Below are 19,678 nucleotides of genomic sequence, written 5' to 3'. Positions count from 1 at the left end.
CGCAGCGCGGCGACATGGACCTCAGTCGATCAACGCGCCCGATGCGTCATAGAACGGATGCGAGCCGCCCGCATCGTCCACGAAGGCAAGATGCGAGACCAGCCCGACCTGCGGCGTGAACCGGTGCAATTGAAATGCCGGCGGATCGAGCGCCCATGCCGATGGCCCGCCCGCGCGCAAATCGAGCGCCACCTGATGCGCAGGTGAAGGGCATACGCTCGCAATGGTGCCAGCGAAACGCGTATGAATCGGTCGATGCACGTGGCCGCAGATCAACCGCTCTACGTTGTCGAAACGGCGCACCACGGCAGCGAGCTTTGCGGCGTCGTTGGCGTCGAGCGCCTGAACGTCCATATGTTCGATACCGCACGCGAAAGGCGGATGATGCATGGCGATCACGGTCGGCGTGGCGGCATCGCTCGCGAGCGTCGCTTCCAGCCACTCAAGGCGTTCGTCGCACAGCTTGCCGCTGCCATTGGGCGGATCTTGCGTATCGAGCGCCACCAGTCGCAGCGGTCCGAACATCGCCGTGTATTGCACGAATTCGCCCGGCTTGCCGAGATACGTATGCTCCGGAAACACCTCGCGCAGCGCGTCGCGCCCATCGTGATTGCCGATCACGAGGTAATACGGAATCGCCAGCGGCGCGAGCAACCGGCGCAGATGTTCGTACTCCTCGCGTGCGCCGAAGTCGACAAGATCGCCGGTCAACACAACGAAGTCGGGACGCGGCGCCAGCGTGTTCAGGCGCGCCACACAGCGCTCGAGATAGGCGGCGGTATCCACGCGCCGATAGGCGAGCTTGCCGGGGCGTTTGATGTGAAGGTCGCTGATTTGCGCGAACAGCATGAGCGGATTATCCGTGAAGCGAAAAGATATGGGCGGCGGGCAGCGACAAGCCCACCTGTTCGCCGACGCGGCACTCGCGACGACTCGAAACTTCGACCAGCACCGGCCCCGCGCCGGACACGCCGCTGAGCGTGAGTCGCGTGCGGTCGCCGAGAAACTGGACTTCGTCGACGCGGCCAACGAGCGGGGCCTCGCCCACCGGCACCACGACCGCATCTTCCGGACGGAAGTACAGCTCCTGCACGTCCGCTCGCACGTTCGGACAGGCGACGCGACCGCCCTCCAGATGGAAATGGCCGTCACGCCACACGCCCGCCAGGCGATTGAGCGTGCCGACGAAGTTCGCCACATGGCGCGACGCCGGCTGGTAGTAGATGTCGCGCGGCGCACCGATCTGCTCGATGCGCCCCGCGCTCATCACCACAATGCGATCGCCCAGCGCCATCGCCTCGTCCTGATCGTGGGTGACGTACACCGTCGTGACGCCGAGCCCGCGCAGCAGGCGGTCCATCTCGGCGCGTACGGTCTCGCGCAGCTTGGCGTCGAGGGCGGTGAGCGGTTCGTCGAGCAACAACACGCGCGGCTCCGGCGCGAGCGCGCGCGCCAAAGCCACGCGCTGCTTCTGCCCCCCGGAGAGTTGCGCGATGGCGCGATCGGCGTACGGCGTGAGTTGCACCAGGTCGAGCAACTCGTCCACGCGCTTGTCGATCCGCGCCGACGGCAGACCCCGCAGCTTCAGGCCGTATGCGACGTTGCCCCGCACGGTGAAATTCGGGAACAGTGCGTAGTTCTGGAACACCATTCCCACGCGGCGCTTCTCGATGGGCAGGCGGGTGACGTCCTCGTCGCCGAAGCGCACACGACCGCCCGCGTCGGGCCGTTCGAGCCCGGCGATCATGCGCAGGGTGGTGGTCTTGCCGCACCCCGACGGGCCGAGCAGCACCAGCGTTTCCCCGGCCCCGATCGTCAGATCGAGCGGCTGCAACACGGTGTTGCCGTTGAACGTCTTGGCACAGCGTTCGAGATGAATCGGGATGGAAGTGAGTTTCATCGTCATATCCTTGGCATTCGATGGGCGTGCAGGGCAAGCGCCCCGATCAGGCGCGGCCGCGCGCCGATTTCTGCCCACTCTGGGCTTTCGCGCGCCGGGCCGTCATCTGCATGACGACGAGCAGCGGCACGATCATCATGAAAAACACCGCCGTGTAGGCACTGCCGATCTCCAGACGCAGCGACGCATAGGCGTCCGCCAGCCCCACGGGCAGGGTCTTGGTATCGGGCGTATGCAACATCCACGTCAGATTGAATTCGCCGAGCGAGAGCGTCACCACGATAAGCGCGGCCGCCACGATCTCGCTACGAATGTTGGGCAGCACCACGGTCACGAAGCGTCGCAGGAAGCTCGCACCGAGGCTCGCCGCGCCCTCTTCCATCAGCTTGATGCGCGTGTCGGCACACGCGGCCGCCACGGCACGCAACATGAACGGCAGCGTGAAGATGACGTGCCCGACCACGATGAACGCCAGGCTTTCGCGAAAGTCGCGCATGCCGCCATACACGCTGATCAGCGCGAGCGCGCTCGCCAACCCGGGCAACGCAATGGGCAACGTCAGCAGCTCTTCGATCCAGCGCGCCATGCGGCTCTGCCAGCGGGCGAGCACATAGCCGGCCGGCACGCCAAGCAGCGTCACCAGCACGAGCGTGGCCGCGCCCACGTACAACGAATTGAAAATGGCGTCGTGGTAGTCCTGCCAGACCTGAATGACCCACTTGAACGTGAGGCCGGCCGACGGGCCACGGAAATAGTTCACCGACAGTCCCGCGAGAATCGACATCCCCACCGGAATCAGCAGGAACGCACACATCAGCAGCGTGAGCAGCAGTTGCAGCGTGAAGAGCGTTTTCTTGAGCATTCCGATCAACCTCCGGCGGCAACCGTCTGCCCGGCGAAATTGCGGGCGAGCATCAGCACGGCCCACGTCACGATGCCAAGAATGACGGAGAGCGCCGCCGCCGTCGCCACATTGGCGTTGAGCGTGAACTCGGTGTAAATGGTCATCGGCAACACGTCGATATCCGTTGCCAGCGTAAAAGCGGTCCCGAACGCGCCGACCGAGGTCGCGAAGCACATCGCGCCCGAAGCGATCAGCGCCGGCGCCAACGCGGGCAGGGTCACGTCGCGCGCGATGGCGAACGGCCCCGCGCCGAGCGACGACGCCGCTTCCGTGAGCGAGTGATCGAGCGACTCCGCAGCGGCCATCACCGCAAGGATCACGCGCGGAATCGAGAAATACAGATAGCCGAGAAACAGCCCCGAGAGCGAGTACGCGAACACAAGCTTGTGGCCGAAGACGGCGGACGTCAGATCGCCGATGAGGCCCTGACGGCCCGCCAGCATGATGACCATGAAGCCGACCACCACGCCGGGGAACGCCAGCGGCAGGGTCAACATCGACACGAGGGCCGATTTGCCCGCAAATTCGTGACGGGTGAGGAAGAGGCCCGCCACAAGCGATAACGCCAGTGTGACAACCGTTACCAGCGCGGAGAGCACGATGGTTTGCCACAGGCTGTCGAGATACCGCGCATTGGTGAGAATGGCGCGATAGGTCTCGAACGCGTGACCGTCACCGCTGACCTGCACAAGGGCGGCCATCGGCAATAGCCAGAACGCCAGAAAAACCGCCAGCGCCGGTAGCAGAAGTGCCACGCGCCAGCCGCGCGGCAGAGTCAGGTCACGCATCGCTTGCTTTGCTCCTCTTCCTCGTTGGGCTTTGCCGTGCTTAACGCACGCTCTTCAGATACTGCTGACCGAACGCTTCCTGCTGTGCGGCGAGCTTCTGCAGATCGACCGGCTTCACACGCGCATAGTCGGTCGCGGGCAGGAACTTGGCCGCCACATCGGCCGGCATCGTGCTGGCACGCACCGGACGCAGGAACGCTTGCGCCCAATGCGCCTGACCCTTGTCGGACAACGTGTAGTCGATCACCTTCTTGCCGTTGTCGGGGTGCGGCCCATTCTTCACGAGCGCGATCACGTACGGCAGCGAAACGGTGCCCTCCTTCGGAATCACGAACTGCACGTTGGCGTGGTCCTTGTAAATGGCACGATACGCGTTGAAGTCGAAATCGATCAGGATGGGAATTTCACCCGAGAGCACGCGGGCATACGCCGTTTGCTTCGGCACGATCGGTGCATTGGCCTTGAGCTTCTGGAAGTAGCTGATGGCCGGACCGAAATTGTCCATCGAACCGCCGAGCGCCTGATTGGCGGCAATCGCGGCGGCATAGCCGGCGAACGCGCTGCTCGGATCGAGATAACCCACCATGCCGCGATACTCCGGCTTGAGCAGGTCGGCCCACGAACGCGGCACCGGCTTGCCTTCCAGGGCGTCGCGGTTCACGAAGAAGCCGACGGTACCCGAGTGGATGGTCGTCCACATGCCGTTCGGATCCTTCAGATTGGCCGGCACCTGATCCCAGTTCGCCGGCTTGTACGGCGCCAGCAGGCCCTTCTTCGCGGCTTCGATGGCCGACGTGATGCCCAGATACACGATGTCGGCCACCGGCGCCTTCTGCTCGGCGATCAACTGCGCAACCGCCTGGCCGGAGTTCTTGTTGTCGAGCGGCACGCGAATGCCGGTATCCTGTGCAATCGCCTTGACCTGACCGGCCCAATCCGCCCATTCCGGCGGGCAGTTATAGCAGATCGCAGACGGCTGGGCCTGCGCGGCGCCAGCGCCGAGCAGGGTGAAAAGCGCCAGCGTGCGAGCGGCGCGGGTGATCCAAAGCTTCATGTTGGTAGGCTCCTGAATGTCTGAGCGTTAGCGGAACTCACGTGCCGCCGGATAAGGACGGGCCTCGCGGCCAGATGCCTGATTGCCTCGGCCGGTGCTGCACTCTCTTCGCGGAGCGAGTCGCCGGCCACTTTCCTGCTACTGCTGTTCCCTTCAATTCCGTTCAATTCCGTTCAATTCAGCTCGATGGCGCGCGTCAACCCCTGCGGCGCGGCGGCGCCGACACCGTACCGCCACGACGAATCGCGTGCGGCAGAATCAATGCGTGTCCGAGCGCCGCCGCTTGCCCGGGTGTTGTCCCGGCGCGCGCGTCGATCTGAGCGAGCAAGCGTTGCGCCGCATGCCGGCCGATGTCCACGCTCGGTTGCACCACGGTGGCGAGCGTGGGCGAGAGCAGTTCACCCACCGCGAGTCCGTCGAAGCCCAGTACCGACATGTCGTCCGGTACGCGCAGCCCCGCCTCGCGCAGTGCGCGCATCACGCCCAGCGCGAGCAGATCGTTGGAGCAGAACAGTGCCGTGGGACGCGCACCATCGCGCTCGCGCTGCGCCAGCCATTCGCGCACTCGCTCGCCGCGGGCCCCGCTATTGAAGTCAATTTCGAAGGCCGGCTGCGGTGTCAGGCCGGCGGCTTGCATGGCATCGCCATAGCCGAGATAGCGGCGCTTGGCGCGGTCGGACGCATGCAACGCGCCTGTGACCATCTCGATGTCTCGATGCCCCGCCTCGATCAGCATGGCCACGCCCTGCGCGGCTGCGGCCCGGTTATCCACGGAGACACACGGACGCTGCGGCGCATCGTTGTAGACGAGCTGGCAGGCCACGCCCTCGGCGGCGAGATCGTCCACGAGTGCGCTGTGCTCGGCGTCGGCCAGCGTGAGCAGCAGACCGTCCACACGTTGTTGGAGCAGCGTCTCGATGGCGTTGCGCTCGCGCTCCGGGTCGTACTGCGTGGTAACGAGCAGCAAGCGTCGCCCCGTGCCGTCGATGGCCGCCTCGATGCCCTCCAGACAGTCGGCAAAGACCGGATTGCCCAGCGTCGGCAACATCACGCCGATCAGGCCCGTGCGCTCACCGCGTAGCTGACGGCCAAGCGCATTGGGCCGGAATTTCAACTCGGCAGCCGCAGCTTGCACCCGCGCAAGCGTCTCGGGACGCACTAGTTGTGGCGAATTGAGCGCGCGCGAGACCGTCGCGATCGAACACCCCGCGCGCTGTGCCACGTCCCGGATATCTGCCACGCCTGTCTCCTTGTCGTTATGCCGTCCAAACTTGCAGTTGGCGGATTTTACGCAAATGTAAACGTTTACGAAAACGTTTTCACTACGGGATTCTATGGAGACATTGTGATGAAATCATGACAACCTCGAAAAGATTGACCGTTCGCGGACCGAACCGCTGTCGAGCGTCATCGAAACGGCCCGAACGGCCCGAACGCCGGATGCCGGATGCCCGATGCCCGATATCGACATGCAGAGATGCCCGGATGTCGACATGCCGGGATGCCGCCTATACTGAAAGTCCCCCATCGCACCGGGGCATGACGGCACCCCATCCATCCAAGACCGGGATCGGCCATGAACGACTATCACTTCCTCACCTTGTGGCGGCTCACCGCGCCGCTCGACGAAGTCTGGGACGCGATTCGCGACGTCGACCATTGGGCGCGGTGGTGGCCGTGCGTGCGCGAAGTGCGCACCCTCGATCCGGGCGGCACCGACGGCGTTGGGGCCGTGCACCGACTGGTGTGGCACGGTGCACTGCCCTACTCGCTGACGTTCGAAACGCGCGTCACCCACATCGACCCGATGCGCGAGGTGCGCGCCGTCGCGTCGGGCGAGGTGGAAGGCGCCGGTGTCTGGCATTTCGACACGGAAGGCCCGATCACCGTAGTGCGCTATGCCTGGGATGTGCACATGACGCGCGTGTGGATGAACAAACTCGCGCCGATCGCCCAACCGCTATTTCGCTGGAATCACAACTACGTCATGCGACGCGGCGGCGAAGGCCTTGCCGCCGTGCTCAATGCCCATCTGGTCGAATGCCTCGATAGCGACCTGCCCCCTGCGGCCATCGGTGAGGAGCGCAACCCGCGCGCGTTGCGCGAAGCCCGAACACGCGTGAGCCACGACCCCCATCGCTGAACCGCCCTGCTATTCCATTCGGGAATAGACAATCCAATATATTTCATTATTTTTTATAGCCGCGGATGCCTAGACTGGAAGGCATCCGGCGGTGGCGTCATGGTGATCTGGTGCCTGCTGCCCCGCAAAACACTCTGTTCCAGGAGACCTCGTGAGCCTTGCGACTCCGCCGCTGCTGCGGCACTACGTGGATGGCGCGTTCGTTGCCACCGACCGTCAGTTCGATAACGTCAGTCCGGTCGACGGACGGCTCGTCGCGAAGGTCTGCGAAGCCGATGCCGCCACCGTCGCGCGTGCCGTGAGCGCCGCCCGTCGTGCGCTGCGCGAGGGGCCGTGGGGCAAGACCACGCCCGCCGAGCGCGCCGCCGTGCTGCACCGCATCGCCGACGGCATCGAGGCACGTTTCGACGAATTCGTCGCCGCCGAGGTGGCCGACACCGGCCGGCCGCTCGAACAGGCTCGCACGCTCGACATTGCGCGCGGCATCGCCAACTTCCGCATGTTCGCCGACCTCATCAGGACGGCCGGCAGCGAGATGTACGAGATGCGCGCCGCCGATGGCGGCGACGTCATGAACTACGTGACGCGCAAGCCGCTCGGGGTGATCGGCATCATCTCGCCGTGGAACCTGCCGCTGCTGCTCTTCACGTGGAAGGTCGCCCCCGCGCTTGCCATGGGCAACTGCGTGGTCGCCAAGCCGTCGGAAGAAACCCCTGCCTCGGCCACGCTGCTCGCCGAAGTGATGGATGCCGCAGGCGTGCCGCCCGGCGTCTTCAACCTCGTGCACGGCTTCGGGCCGGACTCGGCCGGGGAGTTCCTGACGAAGCACCCCGATGTGGCCGCGATCACCTTCACCGGCGAGTCGCGCACCGGCAGCGCCATCATGAAAGCCGTGGCCGACGGCGTGAAGGAGATCTCGTTCGAACTTGGCGGCAAAAACGCCGCCGTGGTGTTTGCCGATGCCGATTTCGAGCGCGCGCTCGACGGCGTGGTCCGCTCCTCGTTCACCAACGCCGGTCAGGTATGCCTGTGCTCGGAGCGCGTGTATGTCGAGCGGCCGATCTTCGATCGGTTCGTCGCCGCATTGGCCGAGCGCGCCGCCGCGCTGCGCATCGACGCGCCCGACGCCCCCGGCGTCCAGATGGGACCGCTCGTGTCTCGCAAACATCGGGAGAAGGTGCTCGCTTACTATCGTCTGGCGCGCGAAGAAGGCGCGACGGTGGTCACCGGCGGTGGCGTGCCCGCCTTCGGCGACGCGCGCGACGACGGCGCCTTCGTCCAGCCGACCGTCTGGACCGGCCTGCCCGATACGGCGCGCTGTGTCCGCGAGGAGATCTTCGGCCCCGTGTGCCACGTCGCCCCGTTCGATAGCGAGGACGAAGTGATCCGCCGCGTCAACGACAGCGACTACGGCCTCGCCGGCTGTGTCTGGACGACGAACCTCTCGCGTGCGCATCGCGTGGCGCGGCAGTTCCAGACCGGGCTCGTGTGGGTCAACACCTGGTTCCTGCGAGACCTGCGCACGCCGTTCGGCGGGGTGAAACTCTCCGGGCTGGGTCGTGAAGGCGGACGCCACTCGCTCGACTTCTATTCCGAAATCACCAATATCTGCATCAAACTGTGAGGCGACGGTGCGGCGGTGTCGATGGGGGTCGAGACTGCCGCACCCGTGCGCCATCCAACGAAAAAAGTGCACAACGCAGAGCGACAAACCATGAGCGCATCGCAAGACACCCAGGCCCGCGTCGTGGCCGGCAAAGCCAAACCGCGCGGGAAATTCCCGCACATCAAGCGCGCAGGCGACTTCCTGTTCGTCTCGGGCACCAGTTCGCGCCGCCCCGACAACACTTACGCCGGCGCGCAGGTCGATGCACTGGGCGTGACGCAACTCGACATTCGCGAACAGACGCGCGCCGTCATTGAGAATATTCGCGACATTCTCGCGAGCGAGGGCGCCGGCCTGGCCGACGTCGTCGAGGTCGGCACATTCCTCGTCAACATGAACGACTTCGGCGGATACAACGAGGTGTACGGCGACTATTTCGACGAGAACGGCCCGACACGCACCACCGTGGCGGTGCACCAGTTGCCGCATCCGCTATTGCTCATCGAGATCAAGTGCGTGGCCTACGCGCCGCGTTCGCGCTGAAGCCCCAAGACGCCCACCTGACGCGGCATGACGAAGGAGACAGCATGTTGACGTATGGCAAGCCTTTCAATTTCCAGCGCTGGATCGACGATCACGCGCATTTGCTCAAACCGCCTGTCGGCAATCAGCAGGTCTGGCAGGACAGCGATTTCATTGTGACGGTGGTGGGCGGGCCGAACCATCGCACCGATTATCACGACGATCCGCTCGAGGAGTTCTTCTATCAGTTCAAGGGCAACGCATCGGTCAATCTGTGGATCGACGGCCGCCCGGAGCGCATCGACCTCAGGGAAGGCGACATCTTCCTGCTGCCGCCGCACGTGCGTCACTCGCCGCAACGGCCCGAAGCCGGGAGCCTGTGCCTCGTCATCGAGCGCAATCGCCCGCCCGGGCTGATCGACGGTTTCGAGTGGTACTGCCTCAAATGCGGCACGCAGGTTCACCGCGTCGAAGTGCAACTCAAGAGCATCGTGACCGACCTGCCGCCCCTGTTCGACACCTTCTATGGCAGCGAGTCGCTGCGCCGCTGCCCGAGCTGCGGCGAGGTCCACCCGGGCCGCGCCGCCCAACCCGAGCCCCATGCCCCGGCGAGCGCCTGATGCGCAACGCCGCCCACAGAACCTCATTCGTCACATCATGAAGAAAATCGACATGCACGCCCACTTCTTCCCCCGCATCACACGGGAGGAAGCGGCTCGGCTCGACGCCGCCGCTGCGCCGTGGCTGCGCATCGACGAAGGTGGCGAGACCGGCAACATCATGCTCGACGACCGCGCCTTCCGTCCGGTCTACCGCGCGTTGTGGGACCCCGCGCAGCGCGTCGAAGAGCTCGACCGTCACGGCGTCGACCTGCAAGTGGTCTGCGCCACCCCCATCATGTTCGGCTATCGCTACGAAGGACATGCGGTCATGGACTGGGTCCAACGCATGAACGACCTGGCGCTGGCGCATTGCAACTACGCACCCGCCCGTTTGAAGGCGATGGCGCAGGTGCCGCTGCAAGATCTCGATCTGGCCTGCGCGGAAGCCTCGCGCGCCAAGGCGAGCGGCCATATCGGCGTGCAGATCGGCAACCATCTCGGCGACAAGGACCTGGACGACGAACAACTCGTGGCCTTCCTGCGGCACTGCGGCGACGAACACATTCCCGTGCTCGTTCATCCGTGGGACATGATGACCGATGGCCGCATGAAGAAGTGGATGATGCCGTGGCTCGTGTCCATGCCGGCCGAGACGCAGCTCTCGATCCTCTCGCTGATCCTCTCGGGGGCGTTCGAGCGGCTGCCCCGCTCGCTCAAGCTGTGCTTCGCCCATGGCGGCGGCGCGTTCCCCTATCTGCTGGGGCGCGCCGAGAACGCGTGGCATTGCCGCGACGTCGTGCGCGCCGACAGCCCGCACCCGCCCGCGCATTATCTGGATCGCTTCTACGTGGACAGCGCCGTGTTCGATCCCCGCGCACTACGCCTGCTGGTCGACACCATGGGCGTGGAGCGCATCATGCTCGGCTCCGACTACCCCTTCCCGCTCGGTGAGCAACAGATCGGCCGTCTGGTCGCCGAGCAGCCTGACCTGGACGACGCCGCCCGCCATCGGCTTCTCGCCGGGAATGCCCTCGAGTTCTTCGGCCTGTAACTGGGGCTTTCCCGAGGTTTTTTGAAATTGCTTGCCTACGCAAAAGGCGTCGTTTAGGCTGGGCACTGAAATACTTGACGCTTAAACAATTTAAGTCACCTGATGCGCCTGGCCTGCAACGACCGACGTGAAGAAGCGGTCAAGTATCCCGACGCGCGTCCTCTACCGCCAGTAATTGCTTAGTTTGGAGACCATGATGACGGGAATGAAGACCACGCAACGCAAAGCCATCGCCGTGCTGGGTGCCCTCGCCGCCGGGGCGGCATTGTTCGCTTCGAGCGGTGCGCATGCCCAGGTGAAGATCGGCTTCATCGGCACGCTCTCCGGCCCGGGCGGCGCGCTCGGCCAGGATCAGTACGATGCCTTCATGCTTGCCATCGAACAGAAGGGGGGCAAACTGGGCGGGGTGCCGGTGCAGGTGATCAAGGAAGACGATCAGCTCAAGCCGGACGTGGGCGTGCAGGCGGCGCAGAAGCTCGTGGAGCGCGACAAGGTGTCGCTCATCACCGGCGTGACGTTCTCGAACGTGATGATGGCGATTCACAAGAACGTGACGAACGCGGGCGTGGTCATGGTCGGCTCGAACGCCGGTCCGACCCCGATTGCCGGCGCGCAATGCTCGCCCAACTTCTTCTCGACGTCGTGGGATAACGACGAGTTGCATGAAGCGGGCGGTCAGCTCTCGACCGACCTGGGCTACAAGAAGATGTACGTGATGGCCCCGAACTATCAGGCCGGACGCGACGCCGTGAACGGCTTCAAGCGCGACTACAAGGGGCAGATCGTCGATGAGGTGTACACGCAGGTCAACCAGCCCGACTACTCGGCCGAAATCGCGCAGTTGCAGGCCGCCAAGCCCGATGCCGTCTACGTGTTCTATCCCGGCGGCATGGGCGTGAACTTCGTCAAGCAATACCGTCAGGCCGGGCTGCTCGGCAAAATTCCGCTGATCTCCGTGTCGACGATCGACGGCTCGACCCTGCCCGCCCTCAAGGAATTGGCGGTCGGCGCCATTACCAGCGCACCCTACTCGCCCGATCTCGACAACGCGCAGAACAAGCAGTTCGTCGCCGCCTTCCAGAAGAAATACAACCGCGTGCCCTCGATGTATGCCGCGCAATCGTACGACGCCGCCAACCTGATCGACTCGGCGCTCACGAAGACGAAGGGCAGCGTGGCGGATCGCGAAGCATTGCGCGCCGCGCTCAAGGCGGCGGACTTTCAGTCTGTGCGCGGACCGTTCAAATTCGCCAGCAACCAGTTCCCCATCGCGCAGTTCTATCGCGTGGACGTCGTGAAGGGCGCTCATGGCGCCGAGTTCTCGACCAAGGGGCAAATTCACATCAAAACGCGCGCCAATCTGGCCGCGCAGTGCAAGATCAAGTCCTGACGCAACACCCGGGTAGCGCGGCGTGGCAGGCGAACTTCCCTGCCCCGCCGCCCGCTCGCGAGATCCATTTGCCGCAAGCATGGTGCGCGCGTGTCGTGTGCGCTGCCCGCTATTGCAGTGCCTCCGGCGCCTGAGGGCACGAAGGGCACGAAGGGCACGAGGGGCACAAAGGGCGCGAAGGGTGTGATCCCGCCAGCGACACCGCCTCGGCACGACGTGAGCTGTACCTGAGCATTCTTGAGGGTTTATGACGCGCTACCGCAATTTCAACGACGCCGAGCTGGACATTCAGTACAACGCTCGCGCCACGACGCCCAATGTTCTCGACATCCTGACGCAGTACGCGACCGAGAGCGCGCACGCCCGTGCGACCACGCCCTGCGTGCTCGACGTCGCCTACGGCGACCACCCCGACGAAACACTCGACATCTTTCCGGCGCCCACCCCCGGCGCACCGGTGTTCTTCTTCGTTCATGGCGGATACTGGCGCGCGCTGAGCAAGCGCGATTCGAGCAACATGGCACCCGCCTTCACGCGCGCGGGCGCTACGGTCGTCACCATCGACTATTCCCTCGCACCCGGCGCCTCGCTCGACACCATCGTCGACCAGACGCGCCGCGCGCTGGCCTGGGTGTATCGCCACATTGGTGAGCATCATGGCGACCCCCGCCGCATTCACGTGTGCGGCAGCTCGGCCGGCGGCCACCTCGCCGGCATGCTGCTCGCGCAGGGTTGGCACGCCGATTACGGTGTTCCGGAGAACGTGATCGCAGGCGCCGCGCCGCTCTCCGGCCTGTTCGACCTCACGCCGATCCCGTTCACGCACATCAACGAATGGATGAAGCTGTCGGCCGACGATGCGCATCGCAACAGCCCCTGCTTCCGTCTGCCCGCACTTGGCTGCCCGATCGTGGTGTCGTACGGCGAGACCGAGACGGCGGAGTTCAAGCGTCAGAGCGACGACTATCTCGCCGCCTGGCGCCACAAGGGCTTCCCAGGCGAGTACGTGCCGATGCCCGGCACCAATCACTTCGATATCGTGCTCACGCTCAACAACGCCGCCAGTCCACTCACGCAAGCCATCTTCCGCCAGATGGGGCTACCCCGGGAGGCGACATGAGCCTGACGCTCTTCGTCATGCAGTGCCTGAACGGCCTGCAACTCGGGGTGCTGCTGTTCCTGATGGCCGCCGGCCTCACGCTGGTGTTCGGCATCATGAACTTCGTCAACCTCGCGCACGGCTCGCTATACATGATGGGGGCCTTCATCGCCGCCACCGTGTACAACCACACCGGATCGTTCGCGCTCGCCGCGATCGCGATCATCCCCGCCATGTTGCTGATCGGCCTGATCGTCGAATTCGTCGCGCTCAAGACGCTCTACGATCGCGATCACCTCGATCAGGTGCTGGCCACCTTCGGCCTGATTCTGTTCTTCAACGAGCTGGCGCGCATGATCTGGGGACCCTCGCCGTATTACATGGAGGTGCCCGACTGGCTCTCCGGCACGGTGAACCTGTTCGGCCTGGCATATCCGGCATATCGCTTTCTCATCATCGTGGTGGGACTCGCGGTAGCGCTGGGCTGCTATGTGTTGATTCACCGCACGCGCATCGGCATGCTGATTCGCGCGGGGTCGACGCACCGCCAGATGGTGGGCGCGCTGGGCGTGAACATCGTGCTGCTCAACTCGCTGTTGTTCGGTCTCGGCGCGATTCTCGCTGGCATTGCCGGACTCATGGCCGGGCCGATTCTGTCGGTGCAGCCAGGCATGGGCGAGCCGATCCTGATTCTGACGATGGTCGTGATCGTGATCGGCGGCATCGGCTCGGTGCGCGGTGCATTTCTCGCCGCGCTGATCGTCGGCGTGGTCGATACCGTGGGACGCACGCTGCTGCCCTCGCTGCTGCGCAGTCTCATGGAGCGCAGCACCGCCGACACCGCCGGCCCGGCACTCGCCTCGATGCTCATCTACCTTGTCATGGCCGCGGTGCTTGCCGTGCGTCCGCAAGGTCTCTTCCCGGTCAAACACGGTTGACGATGGAAATGAAACTGAATCTTCGCACCGCCGTGCCGTTGCTGTTGCTCGCCGCACTGGCGCTGGTGCCGCTTTACGCAACGTTTGCCCAGCAACCGTTCTATCTCACCCTGTTCGGGCGCATCGTGGTGTTCGCCATCGCGGCCGTCTCGCTCGATCTGATTCTCGGCTACGGCGGCATGGTGAGTTTCGGCCACGCGTTGTATCTGGGGCTGGGCGCCTATGTCGTCGGCATTCTCAGCTTTCACGGCGTGGACAACGGCTTCGTCCACCTCGCGGTGACGCTGCTGCTGTGCGCCATCGTCGGCGCCGTCACCGGCCTGCTCTCGCTGCGCACGACCGGCATCGCGTTCATCATGATTACGCTGGCGTTCGCGCAGATGTTCTACTTCCTGGCCGTGGGTCTGAGGCAGTACGGCGGCGACGACGGACTGCCGGTCTCCGCCGGCAGCCGCTTCGGCAGCGTGACGCTCGACGACCCCGCCACCCTGTACTACGTGTCGTTCGCCGTGCTGTGCCTGTGCGTGTGGGCGGGCCGCCGGCTGGTCGATGCGCGCTTCGGCATGGTCATTCGCGGGGCGCGGCAGAACGACCGCCGCATGCGTGCGCTGGGCTACCCGACACTGCGTTACAAGCTCGTGGCCTACATCATCAGCGCCATGACCTGCGGCGTGGCCGGCATGCTCTACGCCAATCTCACGCACTTCGTCTCGCCCGCGTACATGGCCTGGACGGCGTCGGGCGAACTGATCGTGATGGTGGTGCTCGGTGGCCTGGGATCGTTCTTCGGCCCCGTGCTCGGCAGCGCCGCCATGCTGCTGATCGAGGAGTGGCTCAAGGGCATGACGGAGCACTGGATGATTATCTTCGGGCCGCTCATCGTCATCGCCGTGCTCGTCTCGCGGCGTGGCCTGTATGGCCTGCTGGGCGACCTGCAGGTCAGACTCTCGCGTCGCGCACGCACCGTGGAGGGCAAGGTATGAGCCTGCTTCGAGTCGACCAACTGGTCAAACGCTATGGCGGACTGATTGCCACCGATCACTTCTGCCTCGACGTCGCGCCGGGTGAGCTGCACGCCATCATCGGCCCGAACGGCGCGGGCAAAAGCACGCTCATCGGCCAACTCGCGGGCGAGCTGCGCGCCGACGAAGGCAGCATTCACTTCGACGGTCGCGAGATCACGGCCATGCCGATCGAGCTGCGCGCCCGCGCGGGACTCACGCGCTCGTACCAGATCACCTCGGTTTTTCGCGAGTTCACTGCGCTGGAAAATGTGCTCGTGGCCGTGCAGGCGATGCAGGGGCACAGTTTCGGCTTCTGGCGGCCGGCCATGCGCGACGCGGCGCTCGTGGAACCGGCGCGCGAGATCCTGGCACGCACCGGACTGGCCGCCCGCATGAACGTGCCCGCCAGCGCCCTCGCCCACGGCGAACACCGGCAGTTGGAATTGGCGATGGCGCTCGCGGGCCGCCCGAAACTGCTGCTGCTCGACGAACCGATGGCCGGCATGTCGCAGGCCGAGTCCGAACAGATGACGCACTTGCTCGCCGACCTCAAGGGGCATTACGCGATCGTGCTCGTCGAGCACGACATGGACGCCGTCTTCGCCCTGGCCGACCGCATCACCGTGCTCGTCTACGGACGCGCCATCGCCTGCGGCGACGCACCCTCCATCCGCAGCGACGCAGGCGTGCGCGAAGCCTATCTCGGGGACGAAACCCGTAACGAAATGTTGGGAGCAACGGCATGAGCCCCTTGTTGTCTTTGTCCGGTGTCGAGGCGTACTACGGCGCGAGCCAGGCGCTGTTCGGCATGCACCTGGAAGTCGAGCGCGGAGCGTTCGTCACCCTGCTCGGGCGCAACGGCATGGGCAAGTCGACCACCGTCAAGTCGATGACCGGCCTCATGCGCCCGGCGCGCGGCGAGATCGTGTTCGACGGACAGCCGGTGCAGGCCAGCCCGTCGTACCGCATCGCACGCGCGGGCATGGGACTCGTGCCGGAGGGACGCCAGATTTTCCCGACCCTCACCGTGCGCGAAAACCTCGTCGCCACAGCGAGCAATCGCCATGGCGCGAGCGCGCCATGGACGCTGACGCGTATCTATGCCCTGTTCCCGCGTCTGCGCGAACGTGAGAAAAATCTCGGCAGCAATCTGTCCGGCGGCGAACAACAGATGCTCGCGATTGGTCGCGCGCTAATGACAAATCCGAAATTACTCATTCTTGATGAAGCGACGGAAGGTCTGGCACCGCTCATTCGCGGTGAAATCTGGCAATGCCTGAAGCAACTTAAAGGCAGCGGTCTGTCGATCCTTTGCATCGACAAGAATCTCGCACCGATGCTGGCGCTTGGCGATCGTCACTATATCGTCGACAAAGGCCGTGTGGCTTGGCAGGGCGACTCGCCGAGCCTGCGTAGAGACCTGCCGGAATTGCAGGCGTATTTGGGCGTTTGAAGCCGACACAACACTGCGTACATCACCTTGTTGCGTACACTTTGCGGCACCTCATCGCCATGGGGTGCGTAGTACTCAATAGGTATCAGACGCGAAGATCCGGAGTGATTTGTGAAAGCACCCAGCAGAACTCTGTGGTGCAATCAGTTCCGCTTGATTGACTTCGCAAGCGTAACTATTCCCTCACTCATCACCGACACCCGGGTAGGACTATGGCTTACTCCAATACGCCTTCGAATCCCTTCCGCTGGCTGCTCTCTCAGGACACCGGCGCCCCGCCGAGCGCCGAACAGGCACACGTCAAGAACGGCCTTCCTGCGGACCTTCCACTCAACATCAAGGAACTGCCGCGCACACCACTTCCCAAACTGGAAGTGTTTCCCGACGAGTTGTTGGCGCTGCGCAAGCATCTCGGCATGTCGCGCAACGTATTTGCCCACTACTTGCGTACCAATCCGCGCACGCTGGAGAACTGGGAGCAAGGCCGGGCGCGCCCGAACGCGCAGGCCGCCTGTCTGATTCGGCTCGTGCAACAGAATCCGGGGCTCGTCTCGTCGCTCGCGCGCCTCTGAAGCGCGTACGCGGTTTCGGCGATTCGCTGGCTTCAACGCGTTTCACCGTCACCGCTTCACTGCTTCACCGCTTCACCGCTTCACCGCTTCACCGGAGTCATTCTCGCCGATGGAGGTTCGCTCGACGACAGGCCCATGGACCGGCACATGCGCGGGCCCACGACCGAGGGCGGCACACCGATGCGTCGGTATGCCGCCCTGCTTTGTCTTCCGACTTGAACATGAATGCGCTACGGCTTGAGCCCGCACGCCTCGCGAAGGCAGGCGACGAACCGCTCGCAGGCCGGGCTGGGTGGCTTGTCGGCGCGTAGCGAATATCCCACGTCGCCAAAGCTGCCCGGCATGGTGTCGGCCAGCACGCGCAGCAATCCCGACGCGACGAACGGCGCGGCTGCGGCCCTCGGCATCAGCGCGACACGAGGCGTCTCGAGCATCAACCCGATGTTGGTGAGCACCGAGAGCGACTCGACGATGTCCTCGGGCAACGCTAAACCCGCATCGTGAAAAAGCCGCTCGGCGGCAAGCCGCGACGGCGACTCCCGTACCGGCAGAATCCATGCGCCCTCACGCAACTGCGCGAGCGGGACGCGCTCCGGCACCTGGGTCCAGTGACGCGTACCACCGACCACGCTGAGCGATTCGTTGAATAGAATTTCGTGGGTCAGCGCGTAAGCATTCGCGACCGGCAAGGTCCGCTCGGGCAAGCGTCCCACGACAATATCCAGATCGCCGCTCGCGAGCGCCGGGAAGAGCTGCGCCGTGGTGGCTTCTCGCACCGTGATGAGCACGCCCGGCGTGCGCGACTTGAGCATGGCAATGGTGCGAGGCAACAGATCGGCCGAGGCCGAGATGAGCGTACCGACGATGACGTGTCCGCTGGTGCCAGCGCTGAATGCGTTCACTTCGTCGGTCAGATAGCGCAGCTCCGCCATCAGCGATTTCACGCGATGACCGAGCAACTCGCCCAGCTCGGTCGGCTGCATGCCGCGATTGCTGCGCACGAAGAGCGGTCCTTCGAAGCAGGCCTCCAACTCGTGCACGATCTTGCTCACTGCGGGTTGTGTGAGCCCGGTTTCGTTGGCGGCGCGCACGAGCGAGCCGGTCTCGAGCACGCGATCGAACACCTGAAGCTGGTGAAATTTGAGCTTGCGTCCGAGATTGAGGGCGGTCCAGGGCAGCGAGCGCATCGGCGTCCTGTTCAGGCCGCAGCGGCAGAGCCGGAAGGCACGACCGGCGTCGCCGCCTGCGCCCCTTGCGCCCCTTGCGCCACCGGCGCCACTGCCGCTGACTCCGTCGGTTCCCCCGACAGGAAAGCGGCGACGAACTCTTCGAGCATGGCGGCATCCGGCAGCGACGCCGGATTCACATGGTGGTTGACGAGGCAGCCATCGAAGGTCAGCACGAGCACATCCACGAGGCGGGCACGTCGCACACCGTCCTGCGCAAGACTCGGTGCACACGCGGACAGCATGCCCGACAGGTGTTCGCGAAACCATTGCAGCAGCGACGAATCGTACGGATCCCCCGGGCGGACGGTGGCCAGTGCCTGCACCAGATTATGCGAAAAGCCGTTGTCGAGTCTTGGTATCTGTATGAGCACGCCGCCGAGCAACGTGCGCATGCGTGCGTGGGCGCCGTGTGCTGCCATGACGTCCGCCTCGAGCGCTGCCATGCGCGCCTTGAACCATGCCTCATAGACGCAAAAGAAGACTTGCAACTTCGCAGTGAAGTAGCTGTAGATGTTCGCGTGCGAAATACCCGCACGCTTGGCGATCTGCACCATCGTCGTGTCGACGTAGCCCTTCTCGAGAAACAGGGCGTGCGAAGCGTCCAGGATGGCCAGACGAATGTCTTCTTTCTTGACTTGTGGCATGAGTAAGCCTGCGCGGATTGGCCGAGCACCCCAATCGATTTCTTTCGTTACGTCCGCAGCTGTCGATCCCGGACGTTAGCGGGCACAGTATGCCAGCGCAAACGCAGCTTGCGGCGAAAACTAAGCGCAAACACTCCCCCGGACTTTCCCGATAGTTCAACGCATTCGGCGTGGATTGCGATGACAGACATCGCGTAATGCGCCGCCTAATCGCACATTTCACGCACGCGGGCGACGCATGAATGAATCACGTCCCGCCTGACCGTGCGTCAGATACTTCAAATTCGAACAATTTCGATGTCATGCTTTTTGCATACGATAGGGCGTCAACTTCATAGACGACGTCATATACGGGATCGAATACGCTTATGAATACGAGATCGAATACGCCTATGAATACCTAGGAATACGCGAACGGCAACGCCAACGAATGCGCCCCCTGACGCGTGGCAGCCAAGGTGCCGACATGAGGCGGCGCAGCGCGCCGCCGCCGGATCGACGAACACACGGCATATGCCGCGACACGATAGACGTCGCGACCTCGCGACCTCGCTACCTCGCTACCTCGCTACCTCGCTACCTCGCTACCTCGCTACCTCGCTACCTCGCTACCTCGCTTCCTCGCTTCCTCGCTTCCTCGCTTCCTCGCTTCCTCGCTTCCTCGCTTCCTCGCTACCTCTCTACCTCTCTACCTCTCTACCTCTCTACGTCGCTATACGCACGAGATAAGCCCGAGATAAGCCCGAGATAAAGCCCGAGTTAAGCGTGAGGTAAGCCTG

The 19,678-nt window shown here is 64.3% G+C and carries 20 protein-coding genes; 12 read left to right on the top strand and 8 right to left on the bottom strand.

The genetic code is table 11. The annotated features are described in order from the left end of the window. Positions 1 to 21: 21 nt before the first annotated feature. The 6 genes from ACE3UG_RS20935 to ACE3UG_RS20910 form a co-directional block, all read right to left on the bottom strand. Positions 22 to 849 (bottom strand): phosphodiesterase, encoded by an 828-nt coding sequence (locus ACE3UG_RS20935; protein ID WP_374627530.1) that lies wholly within the window; start codon positions 847 to 849, stop codon positions 22 to 24. A gap of 7 nt (positions 850 to 856) precedes the next feature. Then, entirely contained in the window at positions 857 to 1,900 is a 1,044-nt protein-coding gene (locus ACE3UG_RS20930; RefSeq protein WP_374627528.1) for an ABC transporter ATP-binding protein, read from the bottom strand. 46 nt (positions 1,901 to 1,946) lie between these two features. After that, complete coding sequence (locus ACE3UG_RS20925; protein WP_374627526.1) at positions 1,947 to 2,762, bottom strand: ABC transporter permease; 816 nt, start codon at positions 2,760 to 2,762, stop codon at positions 1,947 to 1,949. Positions 2,763 to 2,767: 5 nt separating this feature from the next. Further along, complete coding sequence (locus ACE3UG_RS20920; RefSeq protein WP_374627524.1) at positions 2,768 to 3,592, bottom strand: ABC transporter permease; 825 nt, start codon at positions 3,590 to 3,592, stop codon at positions 2,768 to 2,770. A 40-nt stretch (positions 3,593 to 3,632) separates the two neighbouring features. Then, positions 3,633 to 4,646: an extracellular solute-binding protein gene (locus ACE3UG_RS20915; protein WP_374627522.1), complete on the bottom strand. Its 1,014-nt coding sequence runs from the start codon at positions 4,644 to 4,646 to the stop codon at positions 3,633 to 3,635. 196 nt (positions 4,647 to 4,842) lie between these two features. Further along, positions 4,843 to 5,886 (bottom strand): LacI family DNA-binding transcriptional regulator, encoded by a 1,044-nt coding sequence (locus ACE3UG_RS20910; protein WP_374627520.1) that lies wholly within the window; start codon positions 5,884 to 5,886, stop codon positions 4,843 to 4,845. Positions 5,887 to 6,222: 336 nt separating this feature from the next. Between ACE3UG_RS20910 and ACE3UG_RS20905 the strand changes: the two genes are divergently transcribed. The 12 genes from ACE3UG_RS20905 to ACE3UG_RS20850 all read left to right on the top strand — a co-directional run bounded on the left by ACE3UG_RS20905 (position 6,223) and on the right by ACE3UG_RS20850 (position 17,026). After that, positions 6,223 to 6,789 carry an SRPBCC family protein gene (locus ACE3UG_RS20905; protein ID WP_374627517.1) on the top strand — a complete coding sequence of 189 codons (567 nt, stop codon included), beginning with the start codon at positions 6,223 to 6,225 and terminating at the stop codon, positions 6,787 to 6,789. Between the two features lie 151 nt (positions 6,790 to 6,940). Next, the gene (locus ACE3UG_RS20900; RefSeq protein WP_374627515.1) at positions 6,941 to 8,413 is read left to right on the top strand and encodes a 2-hydroxymuconic semialdehyde dehydrogenase; all 1,473 of its coding nucleotides are present in this window, start codon (positions 6,941 to 6,943) and stop codon (positions 8,411 to 8,413) included. Between the two features lie 90 nt (positions 8,414 to 8,503). Next, a complete protein-coding gene (locus ACE3UG_RS20895; protein WP_374627513.1) occupies positions 8,504 to 8,938 on the top strand; it encodes a RidA family protein in 435 nt (144 codons plus the stop codon). A 44-nt stretch (positions 8,939 to 8,982) separates the two neighbouring features. Next, a complete protein-coding gene (locus tag ACE3UG_RS20890; RefSeq protein ID WP_374627511.1) occupies positions 8,983 to 9,537 on the top strand; it encodes a 3-hydroxyanthranilate 3,4-dioxygenase in 555 nt (184 codons plus the stop codon). A 37-nt stretch (positions 9,538 to 9,574) separates the two neighbouring features. Then, positions 9,575 to 10,570: an amidohydrolase family protein gene (locus tag ACE3UG_RS20885; RefSeq protein WP_374627509.1), complete on the top strand. Its 996-nt coding sequence runs from the start codon at positions 9,575 to 9,577 to the stop codon at positions 10,568 to 10,570. 196 nt (positions 10,571 to 10,766) lie between these two features. Continuing rightward, complete coding sequence (locus tag ACE3UG_RS20880) at positions 10,767 to 11,960, top strand: ABC transporter substrate-binding protein (RefSeq protein ID WP_374627534.1); 1,194 nt, start codon at positions 10,767 to 10,769, stop codon at positions 11,958 to 11,960. 247 nt (positions 11,961 to 12,207) lie between these two features. Then, positions 12,208 to 13,080 (top strand): alpha/beta hydrolase, encoded by an 873-nt coding sequence (locus ACE3UG_RS20875; protein WP_374627507.1) that lies wholly within the window; start codon positions 12,208 to 12,210, stop codon positions 13,078 to 13,080. Continuing rightward, complete coding sequence (locus tag ACE3UG_RS20870; protein WP_374627505.1) at positions 13,077 to 13,997, top strand: branched-chain amino acid ABC transporter permease; 921 nt, start codon at positions 13,077 to 13,079, stop codon at positions 13,995 to 13,997. The genes ACE3UG_RS20875 and ACE3UG_RS20870 overlap by 4 nt, the downstream gene beginning before the upstream one ends. 8 nt (positions 13,998 to 14,005) lie before the next feature. Then, the gene (locus tag ACE3UG_RS20865; protein ID WP_374627503.1) at positions 14,006 to 14,980 is read left to right on the top strand and encodes a branched-chain amino acid ABC transporter permease; all 975 of its coding nucleotides are present in this window, start codon (positions 14,006 to 14,008) and stop codon (positions 14,978 to 14,980) included. Beyond that, a complete protein-coding gene (locus ACE3UG_RS20860) occupies positions 14,977 to 15,747 on the top strand; it encodes an ABC transporter ATP-binding protein (RefSeq protein ID WP_374627501.1) in 771 nt (256 codons plus the stop codon). Before ACE3UG_RS20865 ends, ACE3UG_RS20860 begins: the two co-directional genes overlap by 4 nt. Then, complete coding sequence (locus tag ACE3UG_RS20855) at positions 15,744 to 16,454, top strand: ABC transporter ATP-binding protein (protein WP_374627499.1); 711 nt, start codon at positions 15,744 to 15,746, stop codon at positions 16,452 to 16,454. Before ACE3UG_RS20860 ends, ACE3UG_RS20855 begins: the two co-directional genes overlap by 4 nt. A gap of 212 nt (positions 16,455 to 16,666) precedes the next feature. After that, positions 16,667 to 17,026: a helix-turn-helix domain-containing protein gene (locus ACE3UG_RS20850; RefSeq protein ID WP_374627497.1), complete on the top strand. Its 360-nt coding sequence runs from the start codon at positions 16,667 to 16,669 to the stop codon at positions 17,024 to 17,026. A 230-nt stretch (positions 17,027 to 17,256) separates the two neighbouring features. Here the strand turns inward: ACE3UG_RS20850 and ACE3UG_RS20845 are convergent, their stop codons facing one another. Continuing rightward, the gene (locus tag ACE3UG_RS20845) at positions 17,257 to 18,213 is read right to left on the bottom strand and encodes a LysR substrate-binding domain-containing protein (protein WP_374627494.1); all 957 of its coding nucleotides are present in this window, start codon (positions 18,211 to 18,213) and stop codon (positions 17,257 to 17,259) included. 11 nt (positions 18,214 to 18,224) lie between these two features. After that, positions 18,225 to 18,899 (bottom strand): TetR/AcrR family transcriptional regulator, encoded by a 675-nt coding sequence (locus ACE3UG_RS20840; protein WP_374627492.1) that lies wholly within the window; start codon positions 18,897 to 18,899, stop codon positions 18,225 to 18,227. Between the last annotated feature and the right edge of the window lie 779 nt (positions 18,900 to 19,678).

The organism is Pandoraea sp. (assembly GCF_041919235.1).
Classification (GTDB): domain Bacteria; phylum Pseudomonadota; class Gammaproteobacteria; order Burkholderiales; family Burkholderiaceae; genus Pandoraea.
Note: the sequence above shows the minus strand (reverse complement) of the source record. Positions and strands in the feature narration are given on the sequence as shown.

Coding starts and splice junctions, on each gene's coding strand:
- ACE3UG_RS20935 (WP_374627530.1), bottom strand. CDS start 849: ATGCTGTTCGCGCAAATCAGCGACCTTCACATCAAACGCCCCGGCAAG.
- ACE3UG_RS20930 (WP_374627528.1), bottom strand. CDS start 1,900: ATGAAACTCACTTCCATCCCGATTCATCTCGAACGCTGTGCCAAGACG.
- ACE3UG_RS20925 (WP_374627526.1), bottom strand. CDS start 2,762: ATGCTCAAGAAAACGCTCTTCACGCTGCAACTGCTGCTCACGCTGCTG.
- ACE3UG_RS20920 (WP_374627524.1), bottom strand. CDS start 3,592: ATGCGTGACCTGACTCTGCCGCGCGGCTGGCGCGTGGCACTTCTGCTA.
- ACE3UG_RS20915 (WP_374627522.1), bottom strand. CDS start 4,646: ATGAAGCTTTGGATCACCCGCGCCGCTCGCACGCTGGCGCTTTTCACC.
- ACE3UG_RS20905 (WP_374627517.1), top strand. CDS start 6,223: ATGAACGACTATCACTTCCTCACCTTGTGGCGGCTCACCGCGCCGCTC.
- ACE3UG_RS20895 (WP_374627513.1), top strand. CDS start 8,504: ATGAGCGCATCGCAAGACACCCAGGCCCGCGTCGTGGCCGGCAAAGCC.
- ACE3UG_RS20890 (WP_374627511.1), top strand. CDS start 8,983: ATGTTGACGTATGGCAAGCCTTTCAATTTCCAGCGCTGGATCGACGAT.
- ACE3UG_RS20885 (WP_374627509.1), top strand. CDS start 9,575: ATGAAGAAAATCGACATGCACGCCCACTTCTTCCCCCGCATCACACGG.
- ACE3UG_RS20880 (WP_374627534.1), top strand. CDS start 10,767: ATGACGGGAATGAAGACCACGCAACGCAAAGCCATCGCCGTGCTGGGT.
- ACE3UG_RS20875 (WP_374627507.1), top strand. CDS start 12,208: ATGACGCGCTACCGCAATTTCAACGACGCCGAGCTGGACATTCAGTAC.
- ACE3UG_RS20870 (WP_374627505.1), top strand. CDS start 13,077: ATGAGCCTGACGCTCTTCGTCATGCAGTGCCTGAACGGCCTGCAACTC.
- ACE3UG_RS20865 (WP_374627503.1), top strand. CDS start 14,006: ATGAAACTGAATCTTCGCACCGCCGTGCCGTTGCTGTTGCTCGCCGCA.
- ACE3UG_RS20860 (WP_374627501.1), top strand. CDS start 14,977: ATGAGCCTGCTTCGAGTCGACCAACTGGTCAAACGCTATGGCGGACTG.
- ACE3UG_RS20855 (WP_374627499.1), top strand. CDS start 15,744: ATGAGCCCCTTGTTGTCTTTGTCCGGTGTCGAGGCGTACTACGGCGCG.
- ACE3UG_RS20850 (WP_374627497.1), top strand. CDS start 16,667: ATGGCTTACTCCAATACGCCTTCGAATCCCTTCCGCTGGCTGCTCTCT.
- ACE3UG_RS20845 (WP_374627494.1), bottom strand. CDS start 18,213: ATGCGCTCGCTGCCCTGGACCGCCCTCAATCTCGGACGCAAGCTCAAA.
- ACE3UG_RS20840 (WP_374627492.1), bottom strand. CDS start 18,899: ATGCCACAAGTCAAGAAAGAAGACATTCGTCTGGCCATCCTGGACGCT.